This window comes from Planctomycetia bacterium, assembly GCA_021413845.1.
GTDB lineage: Bacteria > Planctomycetota > Planctomycetia > Pirellulales > PNKZ01 > PNKZ01.
The window spans coordinates 22,056-36,025 of the sequence record JAIOPP010000100.1; the positions used below are offsets into that span (position 1 = coordinate 22,056).

General features: G+C 60.4%; 11 protein-coding genes. 8 read left to right on the plus strand and 3 right to left on the minus strand.

The genetic code is table 11. From position 1 onward, the window contains the following. Positions 1-50: 50 nt before the first annotated feature. Together K8U03_18715 and K8U03_18720 are read left to right on the plus strand one after the other, a co-directional pair. Positions 51-1,598: a hypothetical protein gene (locus K8U03_18715; GenBank protein ID MCE9606921.1), complete on the plus strand. Its 1,548-nt coding sequence runs from the start codon at positions 51-53 to the stop codon at positions 1,596-1,598. Between the two features lie 101 nt (positions 1,599-1,699). Further along, positions 1,700-2,110, plus strand: coding sequence for a DUF2237 domain-containing protein (locus tag K8U03_18720; GenBank protein MCE9606922.1), 411 nt, complete (start codon positions 1,700-1,702; stop codon positions 2,108-2,110). A gap of 17 nt (positions 2,111-2,127) precedes the next feature. Here the strand turns inward: K8U03_18720 and K8U03_18725 are convergent, their stop codons facing one another. After that, a complete protein-coding gene (locus K8U03_18725; protein MCE9606923.1) occupies positions 2,128-2,916 on the minus strand; it encodes a hypothetical protein in 789 nt (262 codons plus the stop codon). Between the two features lie 203 nt (positions 2,917-3,119). On the opposite strand from K8U03_18725, the gene K8U03_18730 reads away from it, so the two are divergent. Further along, on the plus strand, positions 3,120-4,418 hold the full coding sequence (locus K8U03_18730; GenBank protein MCE9606924.1) for a Gfo/Idh/MocA family oxidoreductase: 1,299 nt from the start codon (positions 3,120-3,122) through the stop codon (positions 4,416-4,418). A gap of 324 nt (positions 4,419-4,742) precedes the next feature. Continuing rightward, entirely contained in the window at positions 4,743-6,419 is a 1,677-nt protein-coding gene (locus K8U03_18735; protein MCE9606925.1) for a VWA domain-containing protein, read from the plus strand. A 27-nt stretch (positions 6,420-6,446) separates the two neighbouring features. Here K8U03_18735 and K8U03_18740 read toward each other — a convergent pair whose 3' ends face one another. Next, entirely contained in the window at positions 6,447-7,910 is a 1,464-nt protein-coding gene (locus K8U03_18740; GenBank protein ID MCE9606926.1) for a PQQ-like beta-propeller repeat protein, read from the minus strand. 375 nt (positions 7,911-8,285) lie between these two features. Here K8U03_18740 and K8U03_18745 point away from each other — a divergent pair, with 375 nt between their 5' ends. Then, a complete protein-coding gene (locus tag K8U03_18745) occupies positions 8,286-8,465 on the plus strand; it encodes a hypothetical protein (protein MCE9606927.1) in 180 nt (59 codons plus the stop codon). A gap of 179 nt (positions 8,466-8,644) precedes the next feature. Further along, positions 8,645-9,592 carry an SMP-30/gluconolactonase/LRE family protein gene (locus tag K8U03_18750; GenBank protein MCE9606928.1) on the plus strand — a complete coding sequence of 316 codons (948 nt, stop codon included), beginning with the start codon at positions 8,645-8,647 and terminating at the stop codon, positions 9,590-9,592. A gap of 39 nt (positions 9,593-9,631) precedes the next feature. On the opposite strand, the gene K8U03_18755 is transcribed toward K8U03_18750, so the two are convergent. Continuing rightward, a complete protein-coding gene (locus tag K8U03_18755; protein MCE9606929.1) occupies positions 9,632-10,648 on the minus strand; it encodes a MoxR family ATPase in 1,017 nt (338 codons plus the stop codon). Between the two features lie 182 nt (positions 10,649-10,830). Between K8U03_18755 and K8U03_18760 the strand changes: the two genes are divergently transcribed. Both K8U03_18760 and folD read left to right on the plus strand, forming a co-directional pair. Beyond that, positions 10,831-13,218, plus strand: a complete 2,388-nt coding sequence (locus K8U03_18760; protein ID MCE9606930.1) for a DUF4159 domain-containing protein — start codon at positions 10,831-10,833, stop codon at positions 13,216-13,218. Continuing rightward, positions 13,110-13,970: a bifunctional methylenetetrahydrofolate dehydrogenase/methenyltetrahydrofolate cyclohydrolase FolD gene (folD, locus tag K8U03_18765; GenBank protein ID MCE9606931.1), complete on the plus strand. Its 861-nt coding sequence runs from the start codon at positions 13,110-13,112 to the stop codon at positions 13,968-13,970. Before K8U03_18760 ends, folD begins: the two co-directional genes overlap by 109 nt.

Consider the following 13,970-nt stretch of genomic DNA (forward strand, 5'->3'; position numbering starts at 1 on the left):
AAGCATTGGAGCCGAAAGCTTAGTTATTCCGGATTTATGGGAACACATCCATGCGGTACGTTTTCGCAGCCCTGGTGGTCGGATTTGGTTTTATCGTAGGGCCATCGGTCGTCGTTGCCCAGCAAGTGTTCACGGAACAGGCTACATCGCCGACGCAGCCCGACGCGACGAATGCCGCTCCTCTGATCGTCTTGCCCTCCGACGTCGCGCAATTGCCGGGCCTCGCCGCAAGCGCACCAAGCGTGCCGCAACTCGGCTCGGTCAACTCCGAGATCAACCTCGCCTCGACCGGCGCGTTTGCTCCGGATGTGCCGGTGAAGGAAGAAGTCACCACGGCGAAGTTCAACTCGCTGGAGAAGAAAGTCAACGACTTCATCCAAGGGGCGACCGGCACGACGTACCCCACGGTGAAGATCAACGGCGTGTTCCAAGCCGATGCCGGTTTCTTCCAACAAGACGACCAAAGCATCGCACGCTACGGCCGGGTTAAAGATGGTGCCGACGTGCGCCGCTTCCGTCTCGCCGCTTCCGGCGCCATCAGCGAAGTGCACAACTACTTCATGCAGGTCGACTTCGGCTTCTTCGGCCGGCCGACGATTCAAGACTTATGGGTCGAGCAGACGGCGTTGCCGATCCTCGGCACGGTCCGCGTCGGTCAGTGGAAGCAACCGTTCAGCTTGGAAGTCGTGAGCAGCTTTCGCTACACCACGTTCGTCGAACGCTCGACGTTGTTTCAATCGTTCACGCCGTTCCGGCATCTCGGCATCGGGTTTTACAACAACAGCGAAGACATGATGAGCACCTGGGCCGGGTCGATGTTCGCTGCGGGCCAAGATCAGTACGCCGGCTCGGTTGCGACGGCCGGGGGCATCGGCACAGCCGAACGCTTCACGCACTTGCTCCACTACGATGAAGAGTCGGGCGGCCGTTATTACACCCACATCGGTGCGGCTCACTACTTCTCGGCCCCGAACGATCACAGCGCGACCTTCCGCACGATTCCGGAAGTCTTCATCGGCAGTCAAGGAACTGCGGCCCCCAACACGGTTGCCGGCCAGCAGCCGTTGCCCGGCAACGTGACCGGTACGCCGTTCTTCGTGAACACCGGAGCGTTGGCCGTGAACAACTTCAACGTCATCGGCAGCGAATTCCTGTGGGTCAATGGACCGCTCTCGTTCCAAACGGAATCGATGGTCAACATGGTCAACCGGACGAACAACGCTTCGAGCCTGTACTTCACCGGTTCCTATGCACAGGTCGGCTACTTCCTCACCGGCGAACACCGGCCATACGATCGTAAGGCCGGTGCGATCGATCGGATTCGCCCGCACACGAACTTCATCCGAGTTCGTCGATCCGACGGCGAGATCTGTCGCGGGCCGGGTGCTTGGGAACTTGCGTCCCGCGTGTCGAACCTCCGCTTGAACGACAACGATGTCCGCGGCGGCACGATCACCGACTTCACGCAGGGGATCAACTGGTACTTGAACGCTTACCTGAAAGCGCAGTTCAACTACATTCACTCGATGTCCTACAACGCCGCTTCGACGCAAGCGAACACCGACATCTACGATTTCCGCGTCCAGATCGACTTCTAAACGAGTCCCGACGGATTAACGTTGTGACCGTCGATTTCCGACATAGAATGAACGCATCGCTTCGGGTCGGCGGAGTCGAGAAAATCGGCTCCGTCGGCCCGATGATCGTTTTGATCCATCTTTGTGGGAGAGCTTGCGTGTCGACGGCTAAGAACGTGCTCGGACTTCCGCTCGAGCCTTGCTCGCATGATCCGCTCACCGGCTTCTATCGCAACGGCTGCTGCGATACGGGGCGCGAAGACACGGGCCTGCATCTGGTTTGTATTCGAGCCTCGCGCGAGTTCTTGAGCTACTCGCGCAGCGTCGGCAACGATCTTTCGACCCCGATGCCGCAGTACGATTTTCCCGGCCTGCAACCGGGCGACCGTTGGTGCTTATGCGTCGAGCGGTGGCAGCAAGCGCATGCCGCCGGGAAAGCCCCGAAGATCGTGCTCGCGGCGACCCACATCTCGACCTTGGAGTTCGTCGAGATGGACGTGCTCGAACAGTTCGCCGACGAAGAAGTCGAATAGGCGATCACAGCGTCGGCTTAGTTTGCCGATTCGAGGCTGTGCAGGTCGCTGATTTTCGCGCGACGAATACGGGGCGTCGAAGCCTCATCGAGGCGTAAGTCGGCTTGAAATCGAGCTTCGAGAATTCGGTCGCCGTGGCGCCGTAGGTTCTCGGCCGCGTGCTTTGCGAACAGGCCCATCGAGGTGAGCAGCGCGAAGTTGCCGAGCATTTCGCAACCTTCTTCCACCATGACGCCGTACTTATCTTTCGGCAAAATCAAACTCAGCTCGGCCGACACGGCGACCGCATAAAAACCGGCGACGCCGAAGAGAGCCGCGATCGAAGCCGGCGATTTGCGCATCGCGCGCAGCAGTGCAATGCCGGTCGTCGAGAGAACGCAAAAATAAGCGAGCACCCACCACAGCGTGCCGTCGTGCGAGATCCGTTCGCCGGTGAGATGCGACATCATTTCCTTAAACGCTTCGTGCAAGCTCGAGCATTCGTCGATGCTCATGATCGTCCAGCAGCAGGCCGCCCAGAGCCAGATGCGGCGCGGCTGCTTCGTCTCCGACTGCAACACGTAAATCAGCAAGCAGCAACCGGCCGCGGCCAGCAGTGTGAACGAAGAGACCCAGACGGCGAGGCTCCCTTCCGAATCAAGATCGAACGTCGCCACGCGGCCGTCGGTAGTGTGCGGCGAGAGCAACGGCATGATCGCATACAGCACTTCCAGCAACCCGACGATCGCCGCGCCGGCGAGAAACATTCCCCCATAGAAGCGGTTGCTACGCGGAACGAGATCGACGATCTGCGTACGGCCGTTCATGGGCGAAGTCGTGCTCGCGAGAAATGGTGGAAATGCGAAAACAGGCGAGGGGCGGATAGTAGCGAGAAACCTGCTGCGCCGAAAGACGGATTGACCCGGCCCGCGCATCGTTGATAGCATCCCGCCTCGAAATGGTTTGGCGACGGTATGGCGAAGGATTGCCGAGGACGGATTCCCACGGAGCATTGCAAGGAGAGGTTCGCATGGAGACGGGGCGTTTCTCCCGTCGGCGATTGCTGCAAGCCTCGGGCATCGGGGTCGCGGCACTCACTGCCGGCGGCATCTATTCCACGCAGCAACGAAAAGTTCGCCTCGGCCTCGTCGGGTGCGGTGCGCGAGGTCGGCAACTAGCGGCAGTCATCGGTTGGACGAGAGCCCGGCCGTTGTACGGCGAGATTGCGGCGGTGTGCGATGTCGACTCGCTTCGCGCCGAAGAATTAAGCCGTTCGTTGATGACGAAGGCCGACGTCTATTCCGACTATCACCGGCTCTTAGAGCGCGAAGATCTCGATGCGGTCGTCATCGCCACGCCCGACCATTGGCACACGGCCATGTCGCTCGCTGCGATGAAAGCCGGCAAAGCGGTTTACTGCGAGAAGCCCCTCACGTTGACGATCGACGAAGGAAAGCGACTCGTCCGTGCCGCGAAAGAATCGAAGTGCGTCTTCCAGGTCGGTACGCAACAGCGCAGCGACAGCAACTTTCAAACCGCGTGCGAACTCGTGCGCAACGGCCGCCTCGGCACGATGCGACGTGTGAAGGTCTCGTTGCCGACGGGCTCGCTCCCTCCGGAGTCGTTCGGCGGGCCGTTCGTTAATGAACCGGTCCCCGCGCATCTCGATTGGGATCGCTGGCTCGGGCAGGCACCTGCTGCCGAGTTCTGCAAACAGCGCTTCGATCCGTTTCGTTGGTGGTTCGAATACAGCGGCGGATTCATGACCGACTGGGGAGCCCATCATCTCGATATCGTGCAATGGGCGCTAGGCCTGGAACGCGCAGGGCCGACGACGGTCGTAGCCGATGCCGAACTGCCGAACGTCGTCGACGGCTACAACACTCCACGGCGCTTCACCGTCGACATGACGTATCCCGGCGATGTGAGCGTGCGAATCGAGTTGAGCCGCAAGGTGAACGGAATTCTCTTCGAGGGAGACGCCGGGAGCATATTCGTCAATCGCTTGCGGATCGTCGGCGAGCCGTACGAGTCGCTCGCCTCTCAGCCGCTGGATGCCGTAGCCGTGCGTTATCACAATCGGGTCCGGCCGTGGGGTACGGCGAACTATATCCATATGGTCGACTTCCTCGAAGCGGTTCGTTCCGGGGAGGCTCCGATTTCGGATGTCGAAAGCCAGCATCGGGCGGCCACGGCTTGTCACCTCGCGAACATCGCGATGCGGCTCGGCCGGAAAGTCCGCTGGGATGCCGACCGTGAAGACTTCTTGAACGACCCGGAAGCGACGGCGATGCTCAGCCGTCCGCAACGGGCCGGCTACGCGGTCTGACGAGAATTCGCACGCTCCACCCTCGCGAGTTATTGCAGGTCGAATTTTCCGGCTCGAAAATACGGCGGTAGTTAGGGGGGCTCAAACCTCTAACGACACCGCCTTCCGCAGGCTCCTGCCCCGTCTGCGGCAGGCTTTTTTTTGCGCTTCGTAGCGGCTTCTTCGACGAATACCGCTTGGATACCGACGTTTTAACGACGGATTCGGCGAACTTCCGATCGGGAAACTTCGCTCTTCACTTCCCCTTCAAAGTGATAGAATAGAACTCAACTCTTGCCGACCGGAACCGGCGAGGTTTAATTCTTATTTTTTTCGAGTCGTCTCATGAGCTACGCTCCCCCGCGTCGAGTCGTTCGTAAAAAGCGCGACAACACCCCGCTGATCATCGCCATCATCGCCATCCTCGCCCTCCCGGCGCTCGGCTTCGGCGTTTACCAAGTTTTGAATAAGCCGAAGGATACCAATGGTGGGCCTGCGGTCGCATACATTCCTCCGGCGCAATTGAAACGCGATCGGTTGCCGGCCGCCGGTTCGCAAACATCCGAAGCCGAATACGCCTCATCGAAGTCGTCGATATTGTCGAATCCGATGGCGACGAACTACTCGAACACCGGGTCGAACTTCGGCGGCTCGAGCAATGCTTTCAGCGGATCGATGTCGAGCGGCAGCGGGATGCAGAGCGCCAATGCGGCCACCGCCAAAGCCTGCAAGAAAATCCAGGAGTCGCTCGAGCTCCGTAAAGGTCTGGTTGTGTGGTTGTTCGATCGTTCGCCGAGCGCCGACGGCCGCCGTGAAGAGGTCATGCAGGCGATCAAATCGCTGTATCCGACGATCGTGCCCGAGGGAGATCGCAAGGCCGCGACGTCGAAGGAAGACGCCAAACTGCTGACCGCGGTCGGAGCGTTCGCCTCGGATGCCCAATTCTTTACGGACGATCCCGTCGCCGGCGATGAGAAGGTCTTGGCCGCCATCGAAGGGATCAAGAGCGGTAGCGACGGCAACATCGAAAACACGTTCCGCGCCATCTCCGCGGCGATCACGAAATATGCCGTCTACACGGAGCCTCCGCATTTGCGCAGCGTGTCGATCGTCGTCGTTACGGATGAAGTCGGCAACGATCAGGCCCAGCGCGATCTGGTGATGGAAGCAGCCCAGAAGCACACCATTCCGATCTATGTCATCGGCTCGGGTGCCGAGTTCGGTTCGGTCGGTGCCACGGACGTAGGTCCGGAAGGAAGCGCCGTGATTCGTGGTCCGGAATCGCGCGACGTGGAATGGGTGAAGCTGGATACCGGCTCCGGCCCCGGCATGATGGGCTCGCAAGAATGCGGCATCGGCCCGTATGGGTTGTCGGCGATCTGTCGCGAATCGGGCGGCGAGTATTTCGTCGTCAGTTCGCTCGGCGGCGGGGTGACGTTGCCGCCGCAATACTATCCGCGCTATATGCCGGAACGAGATTATCAAGCATATGTATCGGGCAATAAAGCGATGCAGGCTTTGATCGCCGCGTCGAAGTTGCCGGCTGCGAAACAAATCTCCGGCGCGGAGACGAGCTTCACCACGGACGAGACCGGGGTCGCCAAGACGCTCGACATCGACAAAGCCCAACGCCCGCAAGCGTTGATCAAGCCGGCCCTCGATGAACTCTTCGACACGTTGAAGAAGGGAGAATCGGATCGAGCGAAGCTGACCGAGCCGCGCCAACAAGCCGCGTTCGATTTAGCGCTCGGCCGCGCGATGGCGGCGAAGGTGCGAACCGAAGGGTATATCGTCTTGCTCGCGGCTTTCAAAGCCGGGCGTAAGGCCAGCAAGCCGGGAGCGGTTCTCTGGCGTTTAGAACCTGCCGACGGGATCGAGAAGAATAGCGTGCTCGATAGCATGTCGAAGAAGGCCCGCGAGTATCTCGAAGGGGTAGTTAAGAATCATCCCAACACCCCTTGGGCCGAAGCGGCTAAACAAGAGCTGAACTCGCCGATCGGCTGGAAGTGGACCGAGAGTTAACGCTCGCGGTTCGCAACCAAGCTTCGACTACGGCTTCACTTCGAGCCGATACAGATGCGTATCGGTTCGAAGAAACAACGACTTTCCGGCTACCGAAAGTCCGGCGAGCGTTCGCCCGTCGACTTGGTTTTTCGCTAGTTCTTTGAATTCCTTGCCGGGCGCGACGACGGTGCATTTTCCTTCTTCATCGAGCAGGTAGATCCGCCCCTCGGCGAAGAGGGGCGAGGCCGAGAAGTTGCCCCCGATCCGCTCTTGCCAAACCTCATCGCCGGTGACGGCATTCAGCGCCGAGGCGATTCCCTTGTCGCTGACCATGTAGATTTCGTCGCCGACGACGATCGGCGAGGGATTGAGCGGCGCCCCCTTCTTCACGGTCCAGGCCTTGTGCGTCTCAGTCACGTCCCCCGTTCCGCCGAGCTTCAAGGCGAACATGCTGGGGGTATCATAGCCGGTGCAGATATAGGCGAACCCGTGCGCGACGACCGGCCGCGGCACGAGCGAATAGCCGTTGTATTTGCAGCGCCAGATTTCCCTGCCGGTTTCCGGCTCGTAACCGATCACGGCGTCGCCGCCGGTGCTGATGAGCTGCACCTTCCCTTCGATTTCGATCAACAGCGGCGTGCTGTAAGCCATGCGCCCTTCGCGCGTCGACTTCCAACGGGTCTCACCGGTCTTCTTATCGAGCCCGACGACGTACTGCACATCGGTGCCGTCGCAAGACAACAGCAAGAGATCCTTGTACACGACCGGCGACCCGCCGGGGCCGTGTCGATGGTTGTATTTGAGCGTTTGGTTCTTCCAGACGATCGCACCGTCGGTCGTGATGCAGGCCGTGCCGTGAGCGCCGAAATGGAGGAAGATCCGATCGCCGTCGATCACCGCCGTCGGTGAGGCATGATTGTTCTTTTTGTGGATCTTGGCCGGCGCATCGATCTTGAAGATCAGCACGTCATGCACGATCTTGCCCGACGTGCGGTCGAGGCAGACGGCGCGGAGCTCGATCGGCGGATCCGGCACTTCCGGCTTCGGGGCGGGCTTGGCCTTTTCTTTCTCTTTCTCGGCTTCCTTTTTTTCCTTCGCTTCGAGCTTCGCTCGTTCTTCGGCCGTCATCAACGGGTCGATCGGCTTCGGTGGTGCGGCCGGTTTCGGCGGGCTGTCTAATTTCGGCTCGGCGGGTTTCGCCGGCTCCGCAACGGGCAGCGGCGGCAACTCGACGCAGCTCGTCACCCAAACCTGATCTCCTTGAATCACGGCGCTCGACCAACCGCCGGCGATCGGCGTCTTCCAAACGATGTTTTTCGTCTCGCTCCATTCGAGCGGCAGACCGGTCTGCGCGACGTGTCCTTCGCCCCCCGGTCCGCGAAACTGCGGCCAAAGGAACTCGCCGCCGGGCATGGCGACCGCTCGCGGGGCCCCGTTCACCGAGGTAATGGCAGGAGGCGTAGGAGCGGCGGCAAATAGCGCCAGCGAAACGAAAAGCGTTGCGCTCACGAAAAACCTCTCGACTTAGGCGGGATGAAGGGGGCGGGAAGGGCTTAGTATAGCCCAACGTCGAGATCCCGCCAAATTCCGGACTTCGACCGGGTTGGAACGCCTTTTCGCCATAGCAACCGTGGCAAACGTACGCGGCCGTAGGTAAGCCTTAGTCCACGATCGACCGCATTGGACGGTCTTGCGCCGGCCGACGTTCCGAAGCAAGGCGCTGGGATCGCGTTGCACGGCAATTACGGATGAAATTCGGCTCCTCTGTCGAATTTGTTCTTTTCGGCATACAAGCTGCTTTAAGTTTCCTGCCGTCGGTGGCACCACGCGTTCAGCATCCTGACCACCAGCCGACGCCCACGCATAATTCCAAGGAGAACTTCCATGATGACCGTGAAAAAATTCGGCGCAATGCTCGTAATGGCCAGCATACTGCTTACCGGTTGCGACAAAGAAACCAAGTCGACCTCGACGAAAGAAGTGAAGACCCCGGACGGTTCGACGAAGGTAACTACCGAAGTCAAAACCGAAACCAGCGGCAGCAATCCCCCGGTCGTTCGTTAGTAAAGCGAAGCGCGTGTCCATCGCGCGCCTTCGCATGTCCGAAAAGACGGCTCCGCGAGCAATCGTGGGGCCGTCTTTTTTGTTGCGCTACGAAGCTGAATAGTTGACTACGCCTCGATGGGAAGCGACAAAGACGCTCCGTCGTTGTCGCGGCGTTTCCCACCTTGAGATCGCAACGCATGTCCGCACTCGCTTCTACCCCACTTCCCGCCGGCCTCGCTGCGCTTCCGAAACCGGCCGTGGTGCTCTCGTTCACCGAAGGTCCGGCCGTCGACGCCGACGGCACGGTCTACTTCTCCGACATCATCGGCAATCGGATCATGCGCCGTAGTCCCGAGGGCGTGGTGAGCGTCTTCCGCGAGCCGAGCGGACGGACGAACGGTAACACCTTTGATCTCCAAGGACGCTTGCTGCATTGCGAGGGAGCGGAGTTCGGGCCCGGCGGCAACCGCCGGATCACGCGCACCGACTTAAAAACCGGCCGGTATGAAGTTCTGAGCGAGCGTTACGAAGGAGTTCGCTACAACGCTCCGAACGATATCTGCGTCGATGGTCGTGGTCGGATCTATTTCACCGATCCGATGTATTTCGACCGGACGCAAATGGACATGCAGCAAGAAGGGGTCTATCGAATCGATCTCGACGGCCGGGTCGTACGCATTCTCGAACAGCCGATGATCCAGCGCCCGAACGGCATCGCCGTGACGCAAGACTGCCGGCAGCTTTACGTGATCGACAGTTGCCCGACGAGGGGAGGCAATCGCAAGGTGTGGAACTTTCGGCTCGACGACGAAGGGAACCCGCACGATCGGCGGCTGGTGTTCGACTTCGCTCCCGGCCGCGGAGGCGATGGGATGCGTCTCGACATCGCCGGCAATTTGTGGATCGCCGCGGGAATCGCTGCGCCGCGCGGGCCGCACGAGACCGCCGACGTGCCGACCGGCATCTATCAAGTGTCGCCGCAGGGAACACTGCTCGGCCGCATTCCGATCGGCGAAGATGTGATCACGAACCTCGCCTTCGGCGGGGCCGACGGCAAGACCCTCTACGTGACGGCCGGCAAAACGCTATTCACGCTGCAAGTGCCGGTCGCCGGTCAGGTCGCGTTTCCGAAGTGGACTGAGTAGGTTTCTTTACGGCGTAAGCTTACTTACGACTTGCGCGACTTACTCATATTTTGGAATCGCCGGCATCGGAATCTCTCGGATCAAGCGTTTGACGACTTCTTCGCTGGTCGTCCCTTCGGCTTGCGCTTGAAAGTTCGTGGCGATGCGGTGTCGCAGCACCGGCACGGCGACCTTTTGAATGTCTTCGATCGAGACCGAGAAGCGAGCGTCCATCGCCGCGAGCGCTTTGCCGCCGTGAATGAGAAATTGCCCGGCCCGCGGCCCGGCGCCCCAATCGACCCACTCTTTCACGAACTTCGGCGAGGAGTCGTCTTTCGGCCGTGTCGCACGAACGAGAGTCGCCGCATACTTGATGATGTACTCGCTCACCGCGACCGAGCTGACGAGCTTCTGCAAATGCAGAATCGAACGACCGGAGAGGACCTTGCGCACTTCCGGCTTTTCGCCGCGCGTCGTCGCCGCGAGAATCCGTTCTTCTTCATCGCGGGTCGGATAGTCGACCTTGATGTTGAACATGAACCGATCCAATTGCGCTTCCGGCAGCGGATAGGTTCCTTCCTGCTCGATCGGATTCTGCGTCGCGATCGTAAAAAACGGATCGGGCAAGACGTAGGTCGTCTGACCGACGGAGACTTCGCGCTCTTGCATCGCTTGCAGCAGCGCGGCCTGCGTCTTCGGCGGCGTCCGGTTGATTTCGTCTGCGAGCAGAATGTTCGTGAAGATCGGACCTTCGACGAAGCGAAAGTTGCGGTGTCCTTTGTCGTCTTCTTCGAGGACGTTGGTGCCCGTAATGTCCGACGGCATGAGGTCGGGCGTGAACTGAATGCGCTTGAAATTCACGTCGAGAATCTTCGCGAGCGTGGCGACCATCAGCGTTTTCGCGAGGCCCGGCACCCCTTCGAGGAGGCAATGCCCGCGCGTGAAGATCGCGGCGAAGAGTTGCTCGATGACTTCGTTTTGGCCGATGATGACCTTTTGCAACTCCTCCTGCATCATTCGACGATGTTGGGCGAACTCTTGCAGGACGTCGCGAAGACTGCGCGGTTGGGTAGACATGAAACTTTCGGAGCGCTGCGGTCGATGGTAACGAGCGAGAACCAAGATCGTCGCCGAGAACCGTTATCTTATCGACTGTAGCCGACCGGAGGCAATCGCCGCTCGGGCATGTTGTTGATACAATGAGCGTTGATAGGAATGAGTTCGACGTTAATCGGAACGGATTCGGAGGTTTGGCGAAGATGCGAACCGCCATCGTCGGCATACTCGTCGCATCGCTGCTCGGGTTCGGAAGGGTTGCGCCGCTGCGCGCGGAAGTCACTGCCGAGCAAGTCCACCGGTCGATCTCCGACGCCATCGGCTTTCTTCAGCGGCAGCAAAAGCCCGACGGTTCTTGGAACGAAGAAGTTCTGGGAATGTCCGGCGGCGTCACTGCGCTCTGCACGCTTTCGCTGCTGACGGCCGGCATCCCCAAAGATGATTCCGGGATTCAGAAGTCGCTCGCGTTTCTGCGCAAGATCGAGCCGAAGATGAACTACGTCGTCTCTCTGCAGACGATGGTCTTCTGCTTGGCCGAGCCGCAGCGCGATCTGCAATTGATCGTGCGCAACGTGAAGTTTCTGGAAAACCAGCAACGCCGCGACGCGCGCTACAGCGGTGGTTGGGACTACAACAAAGGTCAATCGGCGGTCGACAACTCGAACACGCAATTCGTCGCGCTCGCGTTGCATGAAGCCGAGCGTGCCGGCGTGGTCACAAGCGAAGCTACTTGGCGGCTCACGCGTGACTATTGGGAACGAACGCAAAATCCCGATGGATCTTGGGGCTACGTCGAAGGGCAGTCGGGTACCGGCAGCATGACCTGTGCCGGGCTCTCCGCGTTGCTCATGGCGCGCGAGAAGCTCAACGACGGCGACGCGAAAGTCGACGGCGAGCGCGTGGAGTGTTGCAGCGATCGCAAAGACAACTCGCCGATCACTCGAGCCATGAATTGGCTCGGACGCAATTTCAGCGTGCATCAAAACCCCGGTGATATGGCCCATGTACTCTATTATCTTTACGGCGTCGAACGGGTGGGCCGGCTTGCGAATCGCCGGCTGATCGGTAACCACGATTGGTATCGCGAAGGGGCCGATGCGCTGGTGCGCCGGCAAACGCAACTCGGCGCTGGGCAATGGGTCGGCGTCGGCACCGGCGAGCAAAGGCCCGTCATCGGTACTTGCTTCGCGCTGCTGTTTCTAGCTAAGGGGCGCCGTCCGGTGTTGGCGGCTAAGCTCGCGCACGAGCCGGGCGAAGATTGGGATCACCATCGCCAAGACCTGGCGAACCTGACGCGCTATTGCGAGAAGAAATGGGAGCGCGAGCTTACTTGGCAAGTGATGCGCTCGAAAGACGCGACCGTCGACGATCTCAATCAAGCGCCGGTCCTCTATGTTTCCGGCAGCGAGATGCCGATTTTCACCGATGCCGAAGTGCGCGTGTTGCGGCAGTATCTCGACCTCGGCGGCTTTCTCTTCGCCGAGAATTGCTGCGGCGGGAAAGAGTTCGACGCCGGTTTCCGCAAACTCATGGAACGCCTGTTTCCCGACCGCGATGAGCGCGGGCAACCGCTTTATCAGCTTCGACTCTTGCCGCCCGAACATTCCGTCTGGAGCGCCGAGGAACCGGTCGACCCGAAGTATCTCAAGCCGCTTTATGGGCTCGATGTCGGCTGCCGCACGAGCGTGATCTATTGCCCGGAAAATCTCGGCTGCTATTGGGAACTCGATCGCTTGGGCCGCACCCAAACGTATCCGGCGCCGATCGAAGCGGAGATCCGAGCCGTGCGCTCGATCGGTATCAACGTAATGGCTTACGCGACGAACCGCGAGGTGAAGTACAAGCTTGAGATTCCTCGCATTCTCGCCGACGATGGGAAGCTCGATGCCGTCGAGCGGGCGAAGCTCTACATCGCCGAACTTCGCCACGGCGGCGGCTCCGGCATCGCGCCGGCGGCGCTGGTGAATTTGCTGCGGCAACTGAGCGTCGATACCGGGCTGCGCGTCAGTACGGAGAAGCGGGAACTCTCGCTCATCCAAGATGCGCTCTTCGATTACCATTTGATCTTCATGCATGGCCGCACCGGGTTCACGTTTTCCGATGCCGAGCGCAAGCAACTCCGCGCGTTCATCGAACGGGGCGGCATGATCTTCGGCGACGCGGTGTGCAGCAGCGAAGAATTCGCCACGGCCTTTCGTCGTGAGATGAGCTTGATCTTTCCCGACGCGCCGCTGAAATCGATTCCGCTCAAACACGACGTTTTTACCGATAAATTCGGCGGTTTCGATCTCTCGCAAGTGATGTTGCGCGATCCACGCCGGGGCAATGCCGGCGGGCCGCTGAGAGCCGACGTCGTGCGCGCGACACCGGAATTGGAAGGCTTGCAGTTCGGCACGCGCTACGGCTCGGCAGGCGCCGTCGGCTCCAGTCTTGATCGTTCCTCATTTTGCATTTTGACTTCTGCCTTTGCCCCGAGGTTCCCGTGCCCGCTCAATTGCTCGACGGAAAAACGCTCGCTCGTACGATCCAAGCCGAAATCGCGTCGGAAGTCGCCGAGTTCATTAAGCAGTCCGGTGTCGTTCCCTGCTTAGCGACGGTGCTCGTCGGTGCCGATCCGGCCAGCGAGGTTTATGTTCGCAATAAGCGCCAGGCCTGCGAGCGCGTCGGGATGGAGAGTCGGCATTTTCCCCTCGTTGCCGAAACCACGGAAGCGGAACTGCTCGAGCTCGTCGAGCGCCTGAATCGCGATACCGGTGTGCATGGAATTCTCGTGCAGTTGCCGCTGCCGAAGCAGATCTCGGAGCAGCGCGTACTCTTGGCCGTCGAGGCCGCGAAAGACGTGGATTGTTTCCATCCCGAAAACGTCGGGCTGCTCGTGCAGGGGCGGCCGCGGTTTCTTCCTTGCACGCCGCACGGCGTGCAGCAATTGCTTTTGCGTAACGGCATCGACACGGCAGGCAAGCATGTCGTGATCGTCGGGCGGAGCGATATCGTCGGCAAGCCGTTGGCGAATATGCTCGTGCAGAAAGGGGCCGGCGCCGACGCGACCGTCACCGTCTGCCATAGCCGCACGCGCGACTTAGCCGCCGTGACGCGCACGGCCGATATTCTCGTCGCGGCGATCGGCAAGGCCCGCTTCATCACGGCCGACATGGTTCGGCCCGGGGCGGTCGTCGTCGACGTCGGGATCAACCGAACCGAGTCGGGTCTGTGCGGCGACGTTGACTTCGCCCCGGTCTGCGAAACGGCATCGCACGTCACGCCGGTCCCCGGCGGCGTCGGCCCGTTGACGATCACGATGCTGCTGAAGAACACGCTCGTGGCATGCCGCGGCTTGCAGTAG